Source organism: Brucella oryzae, assembly GCF_041929965.1.
Classification (GTDB): domain Bacteria; phylum Pseudomonadota; class Alphaproteobacteria; order Rhizobiales; family Rhizobiaceae; genus Brucella; species Brucella oryzae.
In genome coordinates, this window is sequence record NZ_JBHEEO010000002.1 from 127,851 (window position 1) to 142,457 (window position 14,607).

The following is a 14,607-nucleotide window of genomic DNA, read 5'->3' on the forward strand; positions in this document are numbered from 1 at the left end:
GATTTTATTGGCATGAAACTCGATATCCGCCCCAGAAGTTATTCAAGACGGAAGTAGCATTATGGCTGACGAAAAAAACAAATCCCAGAACCCCGATCTTGAGCAGCGCGACATCAACAATCCCCGGGATCGTGAGGCGCTGAACCGTGCCGCCGACGATTTTTTGAAGGCGCGCAAGGCAGAAGCGCGTGCGGAAGCGGCCGAAGATGAAGCTGAGGCGGCCGTAGATGAAACCGCAAACCGGATCGCCATGCTCGAAGCAGACAACGGTGAGTTGAAGGACCAGCTGCTGCGTGCTGCGGCTGAGATGGAAAATTTGCGCAAGCGCACCCAGCGCGATGTGCAGGATGCACGCGCCTATGCCGTGACCAACTTCGCCCGCGATATGCTGTCGGTTTCCGACAATCTGCGCCGTGCACTCGAAGCTATCCCTACCGATGCTCTGGCGACGGATGCGAGCCTGAAATCGCTCGCAGACGGCGTCGAAATGACGGAACGCGCCATGCTGCTTGCCCTGGAGCGTCACGGGGTCAAGAAACTGGAACCGGAAGGCCAGAAGTTCGACCCGAATTTCCATCAGGCCATGTTCGAAGTACCGAATCCGGACTTGCCGAACAACACCGTCGTGCAGGTCGTGCAAGACGGTTATGCCATTGGCGACCGGGTTCTGCGCCCGGCTATGGTCGGCGTTTCGAAAGGCGGTCCGAAGGCAACCGCTGATAATGGTGGCGCTACTACCGATGGTAATGGCTGATTTCAGCAAGAGCCGATGAACCGGGAGCGGCAGCTTTGTCTGCCGCTCTTTTCATATCTGCAGTCTGGTTTGCAGTAATGTGCATATTGCTATTGCAGCAAACCGGTGAAAAGTTGTCACTGGATATGTGGAGGAGATCTGCAGCGTGACGATTCCCGAGTTTTTGAACTTCGCAGGCGTTTTCGTTTTCGCTGCGACCGGTGCACTTGCCGCTTCGCGCCGCCAGCTCGACATTATCGGATTCCTGTTCCTTGCCAATATTACCGGCATCGGTGGTGGAACGCTGCGTGATCTCGTCCTTGGTGCACCGGTTTTCTGGGTTGTCGAACCCGCTTATCTGCTGGCCGGTACACTGGCAGCCATCTTTGTCTATTTCACGGCCCATATGGTCGAGTCGCGCTACCGCGTATTGCTCTGGCTCGATGCCATCGGCATGGCCGCTTATACCGTGCTAGGTGCAGCCAAGGGGATGGCACTTGGCTTCGGGCCATCCGTCGCTATCGTGACAGGCATATCCACCGCTACCCTCGGCGGCATATTACGCGATATGGTGGCTGGCGAGCCTTCTGTGCTGATGCGCCGTGAAATCTATGTCACGGCTTCGCTCGCCGGTGCGTGTCTTTATGTTTTGCTTGCGTGGCTGCAAATCGAGCCTGCCATATGTGCCATTGCAGCCGCCCTGATCGCGTTTGTTGTTCGCGGCGGCGCGCTTTATTTCGGCTGGACATTGCCTGTCTACAAAAGTCGTCCCGGGCGCACCGAAGAAGAGCTTCAGCGCGACCGGATCATCAGGCCGGAATAAACCCTTATGCCAGCCCAGCCTGGCTTGCAGCAGCCTGCAGGCTGAGCTGTGGACGCGGACCCATTTGCTGAATGATGAGGCCTGCCGCTAGTGAACCGAGACGGGCGCAATCTTCAAGCGAACGCTCTTTGGTATACCCATAAAGGAAACCGGCTGCGTAGAGATCACCTGCCCCTGTCGTGTCGACCAGTGCATCGATTTCAATAGCAGGGACGGTCAAGGTCTGATCAGGCGTAACGACGATCGCGCCTTTTTCAGAACGGGTGACGATCGAAAGCGCGCAATCCATGCGCATGGAGGCTATCGCCGTCTCAAGCGACTTCGTCTTATACAGCGACTTGGCTTCTTCCTCGTTGGCAAAGACGATATCGACAGTGCGCGAACGCATGAGTTCCAGAAACTCCTCACGATATCGGTCGACACAAAACGGATCAGAAAGCGTCATTGCCATCTGGCGATTTTTCTCATGAGCGATCTTCGATGCCATCACGATCGCTTCCTTGGCACGCGGCGGATCCCAAAGATAGCCTTCGAAATAAGTCACCTTCGCATCGGAAACCTTGGAGGTCTCGACATCCTCCGGTCCCAGCTCCAAACAGGCGCCAAGATAGGTGTTCATCGAGCGTTCGCCATCCGGCGTCACAAAAATCATGGAGCGAGCGGTCGGCGATCCTTTCTCCAGCGGGCGTGTATCAAAGGCGACGCCCTGCGAGCGGATATCATGCGCAAAAACGCGCCCAAGATTATCGGTTGCCACCTTGCCGAAATAGGCTGAACGTCCGCCGAGGCTTGCTACCCCTGCTGCCGTATTGCCGGCACTGCCGCCGGACATTTCCGTCGCCGGGCCGGCAATCCGGCTATAGAGCAATTCCGCACGCTCTGCATCGATCAGGTTCATCGCGCCTTTGACGATACCATTCGTTTCCAGAAAAGAGTCATCGGTGCGCGAAAGAATATCGACAATGGCATTGCCGATGCAAAGAACGTCAAATGTGGCCATGAGCGCGAGAAGCTCCCCTTTTGATTAGTCTCCTGTCCGCCTGGAGCAGATCATTATCGGAAAGTGGCTATGCACTTTTCCGCAACATGCATCAGGCTGGATATGCGACAGTCATGTGCGTGCCGGTTTAGCTGTTTGCAACCCCTTTGGCTACCCTGCACACCTCCCACATTGTGGGTAGTGCAGGTTGCGCCAAGGTGAAGGCATACCTATTTCCCTCTTCGTCCACAGTCAGAATTGGGTCGAAAATGATCTTGGATGCTGCCTTGAAGGCCCTGAAACGCCTGACAACACCGGAACTGCGCGCGGTTTTCTGGAAGACACTCGGATTGACGCTATTGCTGCTGGTCGGCCTTTGGGCCGCAGTCCGTCAAATCTTTTTTACTTTTGCCTGGCCATGGATGGAGCAGATTTTGCCCGGAATGCCGGGATGGGCGGGCTGGTTCGGTATCGCCGCCGCCATCGTCGCAGGCCTTGGTCTAGCGCTTGTGCTGGCATTAATGATTGCACCCGTCACCGCACTTGTGGCGGGCCTGTTTCTCGATGACGTGGCAGAAGTGGTCGAGCGCGAGGACTATCCGGGCGATCCTCCAGGCACATCCTTGCCGATTGCCCGTTCCGTTGTCGTTTCGCTGAAATTTCTCGGTATCGTCATCCTCGGCAATATTGTCGCCTTGCTGATGCTGTTCATACCCGGCGTCAATCTGATCGCATTCTTCGTCATCAACGCCTATCTGCTCGGACGGGAGTTTTTCGAGTTTGCAGCCATGCGCTACCGATCTGAATCCGAAGCCAAGGCACTAAGGTCGCATTATGGCGTAACGGTCTTTCTGGCCGGATTGTTGATTGCGGGCTTCATGGCTATTCCCATCGTCAATCTGCTGACACCGCTTTTTGCGGCAACAATGATGGTGCATCTGCATAAAGCCATCTCGCAGCGCGAGGCACTCTAACTGTTTTGTTTTGAACCGCGCATCTTATTCCGAAAACCGTTTCACACTTTTCGGGATGCGCTCTAAACCTGTGGCGGCAAGGGGATAAGAGGCGCAGGCACGTCGCAGGTTTTCGCCGGATATTTGCAGATATCGGCAATCACGCATTTCTCACATTCCGGCTTGCGCGCCTTGCACACATAACGCCCGTGCAGGATCAGCCAGTGATGCGCATGAAGCATGTATTCTGCGGGAATGACCCGCACCAGAATGGCTTCGACTGCCTCCGGCGTTTTTCCCGGCGCAAGGCCGATCCGGTTGCCGATGCGCAGGATATGCGTATCCACCGCCATTGTCGGCTGGCCAAAAGCCATGTTCAGCACCACATTGGCCGTCTTACGGCCAACGCCCGGCAGCTTTACCAGCTCATCCCGATCTCCCGGCACCGCACCGCCATAATCGCGAATCAGGGCTTCGGACAGGAGAATGACGTTCTTCGCTTTGTTGCGCCAAAGACCTATGGTGCGAATGTAGTCGCCGACTTTTTCCTCTCCAAGAGCCAGCATTTTCTGCGGCGTATCGGCAACGGCAAAGAGCCCACGGGTCGCCTTGTTGACCCCCGCATCGGTGGCCTGTGCCGATAAAACAACGGCGACAAGGAGCGTGAAGGCATTCACATGTTCAAGCTCGCCCTTCGGCTCCGGTCTCTGGATGGAGAAACGGCGGAATATCTCATGAATTTCATCCGCTGTATAAAGCGTACCCCGCACACGACGCTGGCGGGGCGCGGCAGGAGAAGCGTTCATAGGCGATTTGATTTTGGCCTTTTCCATTCCGCCTCTATAATGGTTTCCCTATCGACAAAACAATCAGCAGCTTGACGCAGGCCCGTTACAGCCCTGCAAGATGATCTGAAAACGATGTACCATCCAGACGGCGCAGAACCTGACCGGTTCGACAAACCCATTTTCGAAGCCCTGTTGACCCCCTATCGTTCATTGGGGCGCACAGGCTTCATCATCCTCATGGGAGCTCTGATCGCCTGCTGGATGTTCGTCGGCATACTTTTCTGGTCCATCGGCGCGTGGCCGATCTTCGGGTTTTTCGGTCTCGATGTTCTGCTGATTTATCTGGCTTTTCGCTGGAATTACCGCGCAGCCCGTGCTCGCGAGGAAATCTCCATGTCACGCTCTGCCTTACATATTCGCAAATATGCAGCGTCCGGCAAAATGACGGCGCATCGCTTCAATCCATTCTGGACGCGCTTCAAGGTTGCGCGAAAGCCGGATATAGGAATCACAGGCATGAGCGTCGAAAGTCGTGAAAGGAGTGTCGCGATCGGGAGCTTCCTCACGCCGGATGACCGCGAAAGCTTTGCAACGGCTTTCGGTGCAGCACTTGCAGAAGCACGTCGATAGAGCGCGTTTCGATCTGATTGAATCAGATCGGCGCTCTAACTATTTTTTTTACGCGCATCTTATCTGATCGAAGTAGAATCAGAAGTCAGTCCAGTGGACTGATTTCCCTGCGTAGGCGTTTCACACTTTTCGGGATGTGCTCTAGCAACACCCTAAAGCGTGTCGCGTTTTATCGTACTCTTACGACACGCTTTAAGTTTTTGTTTTTATGCATGTCTTTATCCCAAAACCGGTTCCCACTTTTGGGAGACATGCATTAATATTGCCGGGTATCTTGCATCCGAACTTCGTTTTATCCTGAAACGAAGGAATCCGGATAGGCCCTTGAAGTCGGGCTTTTCACAAGCCATATCAGTAAACAAGGAGATACGCCGTAAGGGTTCTCCTCATAACGGTCGCTTCTCATCAAGGACTGATGCAATGACAAGAATGACACCGTTTTCGAGCCCTCTGCTGCTCGGATTCGACACGATGGAAAAGACGCTGGAACGGATCGCTAAATCCGGCGACGGTTATCCGCCCTACAATATAGAACGCCTGCGCGGCGAGACGGGTTCCGAACGCTTGCGCATCACCTTGGCGGTGGCCGGTTTCTCCAGCGACGACCTCGAAGTCATGACGGAAGACAATCAGCTCGTCATCCGCGGACGCCAGACCGACGATACCGAACGCGAATTTCTGCATCGCGGCATAGCTGCCCGACAGTTCCAGCGCGTTTTCGTTCTGGCTGACGGTATGAGGGTTCTCGGTTGCGATCTAAAGAATGGTCTTCTGGCCATTGATCTCGACCGTCCGGAACCCGAGCGGCTGGTTAAGCGAATCAACATAGCGGTGAAAGACTGATCTTGTTCAGTTTTTGTTCAGTACATTACCGTTATATTGAAAATGTGAAGCTCTGATGCGGCATGGTCGCAAATGACATGCCGACTAAATGGAGGCTAAGACCATGAACAGACATATATTCACCGAAAACGAATTCGCCCACCTCGGCGAAGGTGAAGTTGCCTATGTGCGCAAGATCCGTTCAGATGACCTTGCCCGCAGCTTCCCTGCCCTCCCACCGATCGAGCCGGGCCTGGAACTTTGGGCGCTCTTCGGCGCCAGCGGTGAGCCGATCGTGCTCTCCGATGTTCGCGCCACCGCACTACAAGGCGCACAGGACCACGAACTGCGCACAGTGATGCTGCACTAAGGTTTGATGCGATACCGGTCATCGCCGGTATCGTTTCTCCGCATGGCTTTGCTTGGAGCGTTTCCATTCCTGCACAAATTGTTTCGCAAGCGAACAAGAAAAACCGCCGTTCGAGATGAACGGCGGTTTTGTTTACGAGAAACTATTTGAACTCAAGCAGCGTTGGAGGCTGGTTGAGCGGTCAGGAATGAATAAAGTGCCTGCGCGTCATGTGTACCGCGCAATTTGGCAACAGTATCGGCGTCGCGCAGCATACGGGCGATGCGCGAAAGTGCCTTCAGATGATCCGCGCCGGCATTTTCCGGCGCGAGAAGCAGAAAAACAAGATCGACGGGTTGATCGTCCAGCGCCTCGAAATCGACCGGGGTTTCCAGACGAGCGAAGATTCCGGCTATTTTGTTGATGTTCGCCAGCTTACCGTGCGGAATGGCAACGCCATTGCCGACCCCGGTGGAACCGAGGCGCTCACGCTGGAGAATTGTTTCGAAAACTTCACGCTCAGGGAGACCGGTCAGTTCCGCAGCCTTCTCAGACAAAATCTGCAAAAGCTGTTTTTTGGAGCTGGCTTTCAGCGCCGGGATAATCGCCCCAGGCTGAATCAGATCACTAAGATCCATTCTCTCCGTTCCTTCTTCAATCAGGCCTTTGCGGCCCGGTTTGGGGAAGCGCACGCGGCCGCCTAATCGCGATCCGCTGCGTGCGCTTCAGGTTTGCCGTCAGGCGCGTGGCGCGGCCTGGCGGGTGACCATCGATGGATCGACCCAGCCGATATTGCCGTCCGCGCGACGGTAGACGATGTTAACTTCATCATTGCCGGCATTGCGGAATACCAGAACCGGGTTCTCGATCAGATCCAGCTCAACGACCGCCGATGCCACAGACATAGTGCGCAGGGCGACGGATGTTTCCGCAACAATTGTCGGCGCGTAATCCGCCGGAAGATCCTCCTCTTCCTCCGACAGCGGTGCCATAACACGATATGCAACGTCATCATAGATCGCATCTGGCTGCGTAGCCGGGCGCGACTTCAGACGGCGCTTATAGCGGCGAAGGCGGGTTTCGATCTTGTCCGCAGCCGCTTCAAAAGCCAACTGCGGATCCTGCGCGTCGCCAGTGCTTTGCAGAGTTGCACCGCTATCGAGGTGCAAAGTGCAATCCGCACTGTAACGCGAACCGGACTTGGTGACCGTAACCTGTCCGGAAAAGCCATGATCAAAATATTTGCCGACAGCTTCATTCACCCGATCTATGATCCGGGTAGTGAAAGCTTCACCGACGTCCATATGCTTTCCAGATACACGCAGAGTCATTTGGCACACCTCATTTGCGTTACACCACAGGACTCAGTCTAATCACAAGGCGAGCGAAGCGCAAAGCGAACCAGCATCAAAGATGCGTTTCGTCCTGTGCGTTTTCCGACTAAATTCATGGTGCAAACACGCTTCTTGGGCACACTTTCCGGCAAGGCGTTGAAACACCTTCCCAAAAGCCTTCGAAGTCGTGGCTGTTCCAAGATAAAGCCCCTTGAAGGGATGGTCGCCGCACATCGCTATTTTACGTAACGCCCCAGTAGCCGGTCCGTTGCCCGGATTATTCCGGAACGTCACTTTGCCCTTCCTTCACACATATGAACAACCGCAATTTCTTCCAGAAATTGCAGTCAGATTATTAAACGCTGTCTGCAAAAACCATGTCATCACACTCAAACGACATATCACGGTTACCCCGGAAACCGGGCATTCCAGATATTTGCCGCAGCGCGAGCCGGGCTTCTATTGGGTGAATTGGCGGTTGTCAATTGGTCCTCCTGCCAGTTGGTCATCTTGCAATACTGTTCATTCCACAAATCAAGATAGAATTTTTTTGAAAAAACGGATCTGTAGATCCAAAATTTTAGAGCATAAGCCGCTCTCCTAATACGAGAACAAAGCCCTTGAGGTACAATCGTTAATTTAAAACAATATCTTCGCAGCGCAATCTGTGAGACTGTCCTGGCTGCGCAATCAGGAAGCTGACAATCTTGCCTGCTTTTCACGCCTGCGCTGAACTGATGAAGCAATATTCATCGATTCCCTATATTTTGCGACCGTTCTTCGCGCGATATCCACACCGTCCTTCTTCAGTACATCCACGATGGCATCATCGGACAACACCTCATCGGCCTTTTCCGCATCAATCATCCGGCGGATACGATGGCGCACGCTTTCAGATGAATGGGCGTCGCCACCCTCGGAAGAGGCAATAGACGCCGTAAAGAAATAGCGCAGCTCAAACATGCCGCGCGGCGTGGCCATGAATTTGTTCGCCGTCACGCGGCTGATGGTCGATTCATGCATGCCAACCGCATCTGCCACGGTCCGCAGATTAAGAGGCTTCAAATGGGTCACCCCATGGCGCAGAAAGCCGTCCTGCTGCCGGACGATTTCCTGTGTGACCTTCAGAATAGTCCGCGCGCGCTGATCAAGGCTGCGCACCAGCCAGCTCGCCGTCTGCATGCAGTCCGAGAGAAACGCTTTTTCCTCTGCTTTCACGGAGGTACTCACCTCCGCATAATACTCGTTGTTGACGATGAGACGAGGCATTGCGGCCGCATTCAGCTCGATAGCCCAACCACCATCGCGCGATGGTGTCACCAGTGCATCCGGCACGATTGCATCGGCCAGGGAGACCTCGAACAGAGCGCCGGGCTTTGGGTCGAGCATACGGATTTCGGACAGCATATCGAGAATATCGACCTGATCGACGCCGCACAGTTTCTTGAGCGCCGCGAAATCCCGCCGCGCCAGAAGATCGAGATTGTCGATCAACGCTTCCATGGCCGGATCGAAACGATCCTTGAGACGCAATTGTATCGCCAGGCACTCCCGTAGGTCGCGAGCAAAAAGACCTGGCGGATCAAAGGTTTGCATCAATCCAAGAATATGTTCTATCTCGACCGTTTCCACGCCTAGATTCTGGGCAAACGCGACAATATCGATACGTAGATAGCCGCTTTCATCCAACGCGTCGGCGAGCGCTGTCGCAATGAACCGGTCCACCGTTCTGGAAAAACTCAGCGCGATCTGTTCGGCCACATGCTGGCTCAGTGAGATGCGGCTGGCAATAACCTGATCGATATCGTAGCTGCTGCCAGCAACATAGCCGTCCCCGACCGACGATTTCCATTGTGCGGAAAGATCGGGGCCGATCTCGTCAAAGCGTCCCGGATCATCTGGAAAGATATTCTCAAGCGAACTGTCGAAAGTGGATGAGAGGCTCTCGGCATTATCCGAAGCATCCGTTTTGAACCAGTCGTCGTCCGATAATGCTGCATCGTCCCCGCCAGTTTCGGCACTGTCGCGTGCCGATTCATCCTCCCTAAAATCATCATTCGCGACTTCGATTCGTTCCAGCAGCGGATTTTTCTCGATTTCGACGTCGAGAAATTGCTCCAGCTCCATATGCGTCATCTGCAGCAGCTTGATCGACTGCATCAACTGCGGTGTCATCACCAGCGATTGAGATTGGCGGAAATCGAGCTTGGGCGACAGTGCCATGCGACAGGTTATTCTCCCCAATTAAACCCTGCCAATAACATGGTCAACGTGCAGGTTACCTTGACAGCAAACTTGTTTTCAGACGACCCCATCGACATGGGGCCGAGCCCCTACAGAAGAATAGGCCGTCCGCTCCCAGCCATTTTAGGCTGAAAGGGCATTTGAATGAAAACTGGTATGAACCTTGCTTGTCAATTCAGAATGTGCGGCTTCAGGACAAAAGGAGAAATAGTCGCGGTGCAGCGGCACTTTCTGTAACGTTGTACAGAACATGACAGGCTCAAACCGATGATCGGTCAGCGTGAGGGCACTTCCAGAGAAAAGTGAGACGATCTGCAAATGCCCTGAATATCAGAGCGTAAACTGGTCGCCGAGATAGAGTCGGCGCACGTCCGGATTCGCCACAATCTCAGCAGGACGTCCATGCGTCAAAACCTGACCGGCGTGGATAATATAGGCACGGTCGATAAGGCCGAGCGTTTCACGCACATTATGGTCGGTGATCAGAACGCCGATGCCACGGCTCGTCAGATGGCGAACGAGCTGCTGAATATCCGAAACGGCGATCGGATCGACCCCGGCAAAAGGCTCATCAAGCAGCATGAAGTTTGGGCGTGACGCGAGCGCGCGCGCGATTTCGAGACGACGGCGCTCCCCGCCGGAAAGCGAGATAGCGGGTGCCTTGCGCAGATGGGCGATGTGAAATTCTTCCAGCAGCGCGTCCAGCTCGGAAGCACGTTTGGAGCGATCCTTTTCCACTACTTCCAGCACGGCCTTGATGTTGTTCTCCACCGAAAGCCCCCGGAAAATAGAGGCTTCCTGCGGCAGATAACCGATGCCCAGACGGGAGCGACGATACATCGGCATGGACGTCACGTCGAAGCCGTCGATTTCGATAGAACCAGCATCGGCCGGAACAAGTCCCGTCACCATATAGAAACACGTCGTCTTGCCTGCGCCGTTCGGCCCAAGAATACCGACGGCCTCGCCTGCACGCACACCGAACGACACGCCATTGACGACTTGCCGTCCGCGATAGCTCTTGCAAAGACCGCGCGCCACCAATGTTCCCTTGAGGCGTGCCGATTTACCCGGCTGGCCGGGCATAGCGCCCGCGGCATCGGATGGTGCGTTCATAGTTTGCGATGCGGCTTGCGGCCCGTCGACCTTCTTGTTCCAGAACAATCCCACGCGTGCTCCGGTCAGTTCTGCTTGGGCGCCGCGCCGCCCTGCTGTTGATCTTTCGGGGCCATGATGATCGATACGCGCCCCTTGGTCTGGCCCTTGCAGCTTTCGACATTAGCGCGACCCGTATCGAGATGCGCTGTCAGTTTGCAGCCGGTCACGATATTGTCGCCATCGGTCAGGACAACCTTCTGCCCCTGGAGAACCATCACCTGATTTTTAGCATCATAACGACCGGTATCGCCGGTTGCGACCTGCGTGCCGGACTTGAGATAAACTTTTCCCGAGATGTCGATATGATCGATACTCGATGAATCAAGACCTCCAACACCAGCACTAGCCGGCTCCGAGGCTTGTGCCTCGCCGTCTTTCTTGGCCTTATTGTAATAGACTGTCATCTGCCCCGCCTTCAGCAAGGCATCGCCCTGCGAAACGGCAACATTTCCAGTGAATACGGCAATGCCTTCCTTGTCGCGCATTTCCAGCTTGTCAGCGTCTATCTTGACGGGCGCTTTGCTGTTGGAAAGCTTCAAGCCGTTCACGGCTGCGCCTTCCTGTGCCAGAGAAGCCGCCGGAGCTGCGACAAGCCCAAGCGCCAGAACGGCAAATCCCATCCGCAAAGTGCGGGCCATCTTACCCTTATTCATCTTGCCCGTCTCGCGTTCCATATATCTTCAGCTCCCCGAAGCATTCGGCCCTCCCTGGGCCGACATGCGGTCAGACGCAACATTAAGCACTTTGCGGCCAAATGGGAACATTCGGCATCGCAAAATGCGATCAAAAAAGCGGTTTAGAGCGTATTGCACTCTGATTGCATCAGAAACACGTTCTAACAATTTGTTTTCGAGCACATTTCAGTCTGAAAATTGACTTCAGAATGTACTCAGGCGCCGCACAGATATAAATCGGCACGAACACTTTCCCTGTCTCACATCAGACACCCTTCTCAGGGAACCTTGTTGGGCGAAACAACGCTGCCGTCAACAGTCATTCGAACCTTGTTCTCGAAAATCAGAACCTTGCCGTTGTCTTTGACCTGCATGCTGTCGGCCAGAATATGCGTGCTGCCGCTGCGGATATCGACGGGCTTATCAGTCGTGATCTGCCCGCTCTTGAGATTTACGTCCGCAGAACGCAGCACCGCACGTAAACCGTCGTCTGTTGTAACAATAAAGTCCTTATCAAGTTGCAAACGCCCATTGGCATTATCGTAAACGCCGGATGTTGCCTCGACCTTGGCCATGCCTTTTTCACCAACCGGCAACTCGGCGGAAATACCCTCAAGCGTAATCGCACCGCTGTTCTTCGCGTCCTGCGTCGCCTTGGCCGCAGTCATCGAATAGGGTCGATTATCCTTGGTATATCCGTTGAGATGCGGACTGGTCATGACGAGCTTGCCGCTTTCGCCACCGTTATTCACTTCCACCTTTACAGGCGTATTCGGTGTTGCAAGAAACGTGTACCATGAAAATACGGCCCCCACGATAATCGCGGCGACCGGAAGCGCCGTCTTCAAAACCCGGACACGGACCGAATGGCGTTGCGCAGCATGGAAAAGCGAATCGGCTTTCTCCGACGCACCAAAACGCATGCCACCTGTGCCGCGACCTGGAGCGGTCGCGTTCTGCGGTGCATGGCTATGTGTAGTGTCGGCGGTCATATAGCGTTTGATACCTCAACGGCTTTCATGGAATTCGATAATTAAGCGCGGCTGTGTCGCGCTTTTCTATTTCAATTAGGTTTATTTGGGGTGAAATAGTCGGTCGCTCAATAGCTTTATTCCGCGCAAAATATCGCACCCGCCTCGCAAACGGCAAGCAGGAACGGGGTATGCTTTTGATAATTCAGCCCAATTAGCATTCCACCCAATTAAGTAGAATGCTAATCAACTCTTTGATACCACAAAAGGGGGACAAGTTACAGCCATGTACGGCACAGCGTTGGAGGCAACCTGACGACAAGCTTCAGAATCTTACACTGTTTCATTACAATATGTATTTCGAGCACTATCTTAGCCAGACCGGCTTTATCGAAGAGACTTGCCGCATGCCTTCATTCGAGGCAAAAGGTGACTCGTCGGGCGCGAGCTGCGCTAGCTAAACGAACGGATGGACGGGAATGGCTCAGGACGCCGAAGCAATCATCGAACGCAGGAAATTGCGCAGAAAGCTTACGGTCTGGCGCGCAGCCTTCCTGCTTCTGATCGCAGCTCTGATCGCTGCCTTCGCTTCATGCTCCTTGCGCGGCGCCAATTTCAACCAGCCGCATATCGCCAAGGTTCGCATCGAGGGCACGATCTTCGAGAACGAGGAATTGCTGAAGCGCCTCGAAAAGATCGCCAAGGACGACGCCGTCAAAGGTGTGATTTTGATTCTCGATTCGCCCGGAGGAACCACAGTGGGCGGCGAAGCGATTTTCGGTGCCGTGCGCAAGATTGCCGAGAAAAAGCCGGTCGTCACCCAGGTGGGTACACTTGCCGCCTCTGCCGGCTATATGATTGCCAGCGCATCCGACCATATCGTGGCGCGACAGACATCCATCGTCGGCTCAATCGGGGTTTTGTTTCAATATCCAGATGTCTCGAAGCTTCTCGATACGATCGGTGTAAAGGTCGAAACCATCAAATCCTCGCCACTCAAGGCGGAACCCAATTATTTCAGCCCGGCCAGCGAAGAGGCCAAGGGCATGATCCGCAACATGATTATGGATTCCTATGCATGGTTCGTGGACATTGTCGAAAAGCGTCGTTCGTTTACGCATGAACAGGCGCTCGCGCTCGCCAATGGTGCCGTTTTTACCGGGCGGCAGGCGCTGGATAAAAAATTGATCGACGGCTTGGGCGGCGAAGAGGAAGCTGTTGCCTGGCTTGCGAGCAAGGGGCTTTCCAAGGATTTGCCGCGCCTGGAATGGAAGCCGGTCAATAGCGAAACGGGTTTTTCGTTGCGCGATCTCATCATTCATGCCGGCGCTCGTCTCATCGGCGTACCGCAGGAAGCCAATGGCATATTGAAGGAAATCGCCAGGGAACGCATCTTTCTTGACGGACTTCTCTCGGTTTGGCACGTTGACGGTACGCCTGAAGCGAATTGACGCCAGCCGGGCAAACTTACACAATATCCGGTAAATACCGGATGAAACAAACAGAAGAACAGGGGTTTAAAGCCGTGATCAAATCGGAACTCGTTCAGATTATCGCCAGCCGTAATCCGCATCTCTTTCAACGCGATGTCGAAAACATCGTGGGCGCGGTATTCGACGAGATCACAAACGCCCTTGCCGAAGGCAATCGTGTTGAGTTGCGCGGCTTCGGCGCCTTTTCGGTGAAAAACCGCCCGGCACGCAGCGGCCGTAATCCGCGCACCGGCGAAACGGTGGACGTGGAAGAAAAATGGGTCCCCTTCTTCAAGACTGGCAAGGAGCTGCGCGACCGTCTCAACGGCGCAGTCTGATAGACACCATGGCGGCAAAACGCATCATCGCCATCATCGTTCTCGTGCCGCTCGCAGTGGTCCTGATTGCATTGTCTGTGGCCAATCGCGCATCGGTGCAATTCACGATCGATCCGTTCAATCCGGGCAATCCTGCTCTGTCCTATAATGCGCCACTGTTCTTGTGGCTGTTTGGCGCACTCCTTCTTGGCGTTGTTATCGGCTCTCTGGTGACGTGGCTCACGCAGGGCAAACATCGCCGTAAGGAACGGATGTACAAACAGGAAGCCGCGCGCCTGCTTGAACGCAGCACCGCCGCCGAAAGGCGCAATATACCGGTCGCGAACGTCTGAAAGCCCC

General features: G+C 54.6%; 17 protein-coding genes. 9 read left to right on the plus strand and 8 right to left on the minus strand.

The annotated features are described in order from the left end of the window. Nucleotides 1-61: 61 nt before the first annotated feature. Nucleotides 62-754 carry a nucleotide exchange factor GrpE gene (grpE, locus tag JNC70_RS02485; RefSeq protein ID WP_104757073.1) on the plus strand — a complete coding sequence of 231 codons (693 nt, stop codon included), beginning with the start codon at nucleotides 62-64 and terminating at the stop codon, nucleotides 752-754. Between the two features lie 145 nt (nucleotides 755-899). Then, entirely contained in the window at nucleotides 900-1,556 is a 657-nt protein-coding gene (locus tag JNC70_RS02490) for a trimeric intracellular cation channel family protein (RefSeq protein ID WP_104757075.1), read from the plus strand. Between the two features lie 4 nt (nucleotides 1,557-1,560). On the opposite strand, the gene JNC70_RS02495 is transcribed toward JNC70_RS02490, so the two are convergent. Continuing rightward, on the minus strand, nucleotides 1,561-2,556 hold the full coding sequence (locus JNC70_RS02495; protein ID WP_104757076.1) for an adenosine kinase: 996 nt from the start codon (nucleotides 2,554-2,556) through the stop codon (nucleotides 1,561-1,563). A 248-nt stretch (nucleotides 2,557-2,804) separates the two neighbouring features. On the opposite strand from JNC70_RS02495, the gene JNC70_RS02500 reads away from it, so the two are divergent. Further along, complete coding sequence (locus JNC70_RS02500; protein ID WP_104757078.1) at nucleotides 2,805-3,509, plus strand: sulfate transporter family protein; 705 nt, start codon at nucleotides 2,805-2,807, stop codon at nucleotides 3,507-3,509. Nucleotides 3,510-3,571: 62 nt separating this feature from the next. Here JNC70_RS02500 and nth read toward each other — a convergent pair whose 3' ends face one another. Beyond that, the gene (nth, locus tag JNC70_RS02505; protein ID WP_104757080.1) at nucleotides 3,572-4,321 is read right to left on the minus strand and encodes an endonuclease III; all 750 of its coding nucleotides are present in this window, start codon (nucleotides 4,319-4,321) and stop codon (nucleotides 3,572-3,574) included. A gap of 87 nt (nucleotides 4,322-4,408) precedes the next feature. Between nth and JNC70_RS02510 the strand changes: the two genes are divergently transcribed. The 3 genes from JNC70_RS02510 to JNC70_RS02520 all read left to right on the plus strand — a co-directional run bounded on the left by JNC70_RS02510 (nucleotide 4,409) and on the right by JNC70_RS02520 (nucleotide 6,098). Then, nucleotides 4,409-4,906, plus strand: coding sequence for a DUF2244 domain-containing protein (locus JNC70_RS02510; protein ID WP_104757082.1), 498 nt, complete (start codon nucleotides 4,409-4,411; stop codon nucleotides 4,904-4,906). A gap of 420 nt (nucleotides 4,907-5,326) precedes the next feature. Then, nucleotides 5,327-5,749, plus strand: coding sequence for an Hsp20 family protein (locus tag JNC70_RS02515; protein WP_104757083.1), 423 nt, complete (start codon nucleotides 5,327-5,329; stop codon nucleotides 5,747-5,749). Nucleotides 5,750-5,852: 103 nt separating this feature from the next. Next, entirely contained in the window at nucleotides 5,853-6,098 is a 246-nt protein-coding gene (locus JNC70_RS02520) for a BQ00720 family protein (protein ID WP_010658006.1), read from the plus strand. A 152-nt stretch (nucleotides 6,099-6,250) separates the two neighbouring features. Here the strand turns inward: JNC70_RS02520 and ptsN are convergent, their stop codons facing one another. The 6 genes from ptsN to lptC all read right to left on the minus strand — a co-directional run bounded on the left by ptsN (nucleotide 6,251) and on the right by lptC (nucleotide 12,479). Then, the gene (gene ptsN, locus JNC70_RS02525; RefSeq protein ID WP_006465889.1) at nucleotides 6,251-6,715 is read right to left on the minus strand and encodes a PTS IIA-like nitrogen regulatory protein PtsN; all 465 of its coding nucleotides are present in this window, start codon (nucleotides 6,713-6,715) and stop codon (nucleotides 6,251-6,253) included. Nucleotides 6,716-6,814: 99 nt separating this feature from the next. Beyond that, nucleotides 6,815-7,408 carry a ribosome hibernation-promoting factor, HPF/YfiA family gene (hpf, locus tag JNC70_RS02530; protein WP_104757084.1) on the minus strand — a complete coding sequence of 198 codons (594 nt, stop codon included), beginning with the start codon at nucleotides 7,406-7,408 and terminating at the stop codon, nucleotides 6,815-6,817. A gap of 693 nt (nucleotides 7,409-8,101) precedes the next feature. Next, nucleotides 8,102-9,634, minus strand: coding sequence for an RNA polymerase factor sigma-54 (gene rpoN / locus JNC70_RS02535; RefSeq protein WP_104757086.1), 1,533 nt, complete (start codon nucleotides 9,632-9,634; stop codon nucleotides 8,102-8,104). Nucleotides 9,635-9,985: 351 nt separating this feature from the next. Then, nucleotides 9,986-10,771, minus strand: a complete 786-nt coding sequence (gene lptB / locus JNC70_RS02540; RefSeq protein WP_208623492.1) for an LPS export ABC transporter ATP-binding protein — start codon at nucleotides 10,769-10,771, stop codon at nucleotides 9,986-9,988. 65 nt (nucleotides 10,772-10,836) lie between these two features. Then, the gene (locus JNC70_RS02545; RefSeq protein WP_104757089.1) at nucleotides 10,837-11,487 is read right to left on the minus strand and encodes an LptA/OstA family protein; all 651 of its coding nucleotides are present in this window, start codon (nucleotides 11,485-11,487) and stop codon (nucleotides 10,837-10,839) included. Nucleotides 11,488-11,765: 278 nt separating this feature from the next. Next, entirely contained in the window at nucleotides 11,766-12,479 is a 714-nt protein-coding gene (gene lptC / locus JNC70_RS02550) for an LPS export ABC transporter periplasmic protein LptC (RefSeq protein ID WP_104757091.1), read from the minus strand. A gap of 458 nt (nucleotides 12,480-12,937) precedes the next feature. Between lptC and sppA the strand changes: the two genes are divergently transcribed. From sppA to JNC70_RS02565, 3 genes are all read left to right on the plus strand, one after another. Beyond that, the gene (sppA, locus tag JNC70_RS02555) at nucleotides 12,938-13,909 is read left to right on the plus strand and encodes a signal peptide peptidase SppA (protein WP_104757093.1); all 972 of its coding nucleotides are present in this window, start codon (nucleotides 12,938-12,940) and stop codon (nucleotides 13,907-13,909) included. 74 nt (nucleotides 13,910-13,983) lie between these two features. Beyond that, entirely contained in the window at nucleotides 13,984-14,268 is a 285-nt protein-coding gene (locus JNC70_RS02560; RefSeq protein ID WP_004687882.1) for an integration host factor subunit beta, read from the plus strand. An 8-nt stretch (nucleotides 14,269-14,276) separates the two neighbouring features. Continuing rightward, a complete protein-coding gene (locus JNC70_RS02565; protein ID WP_104757095.1) occupies nucleotides 14,277-14,600 on the plus strand; it encodes a lipopolysaccharide assembly protein LapA domain-containing protein in 324 nt (107 codons plus the stop codon). The last annotated feature ends 7 nt before the right edge of the window (nucleotides 14,601-14,607 follow it).

Excerpts from the sequence above, each read along its gene's own strand:
- grpE (WP_104757073.1), top strand. The coding sequence starts at position 62 with ATGGCTGACGAAAAAAACAAATCCCAGAACCCCGATCTTGAGCAGCGC.
- JNC70_RS02495 (WP_104757076.1), bottom strand. The coding sequence starts at position 2,556 with ATGGCCACATTTGACGTTCTTTGCATCGGCAATGCCATTGTCGATATT.
- JNC70_RS02500 (WP_104757078.1), top strand. The coding sequence starts at position 2,805 with ATGATCTTGGATGCTGCCTTGAAGGCCCTGAAACGCCTGACAACACCG.
- nth (WP_104757080.1), bottom strand. The coding sequence starts at position 4,321 with ATGGAAAAGGCCAAAATCAAATCGCCTATGAACGCTTCTCCTGCCGCG.
- JNC70_RS02510 (WP_104757082.1), top strand. The coding sequence starts at position 4,409 with ATGTACCATCCAGACGGCGCAGAACCTGACCGGTTCGACAAACCCATT.
- JNC70_RS02515 (WP_104757083.1), top strand. The coding sequence starts at position 5,327 with ATGACAAGAATGACACCGTTTTCGAGCCCTCTGCTGCTCGGATTCGAC.
- JNC70_RS02520 (WP_010658006.1), top strand. The coding sequence starts at position 5,853 with ATGAACAGACATATATTCACCGAAAACGAATTCGCCCACCTCGGCGAA.
- ptsN (WP_006465889.1), bottom strand. The coding sequence starts at position 6,715 with ATGGATCTTAGTGATCTGATTCAGCCTGGGGCGATTATCCCGGCGCTG.
- hpf (WP_104757084.1), bottom strand. The coding sequence starts at position 7,408 with ATGACTCTGCGTGTATCTGGAAAGCATATGGACGTCGGTGAAGCTTTC.
- rpoN (WP_104757086.1), bottom strand. The coding sequence starts at position 9,634 with ATGGCACTGTCGCCCAAGCTCGATTTCCGCCAATCTCAATCGCTGGTG.
- lptB (WP_208623492.1), bottom strand. The coding sequence starts at position 10,771 with ATGAACGCACCATCCGATGCCGCGGGCGCTATGCCCGGCCAGCCGGGT.
- JNC70_RS02545 (WP_104757089.1), bottom strand. The coding sequence starts at position 11,487 with ATGGAACGCGAGACGGGCAAGATGAATAAGGGTAAGATGGCCCGCACT.
- lptC (WP_104757091.1), bottom strand. The coding sequence starts at position 12,479 with ATGACCGCCGACACTACACATAGCCATGCACCGCAGAACGCGACCGCT.
- sppA (WP_104757093.1), top strand. The coding sequence starts at position 12,938 with ATGGCTCAGGACGCCGAAGCAATCATCGAACGCAGGAAATTGCGCAGA.
- JNC70_RS02565 (WP_104757095.1), top strand. The coding sequence starts at position 14,277 with ATGGCGGCAAAACGCATCATCGCCATCATCGTTCTCGTGCCGCTCGCA.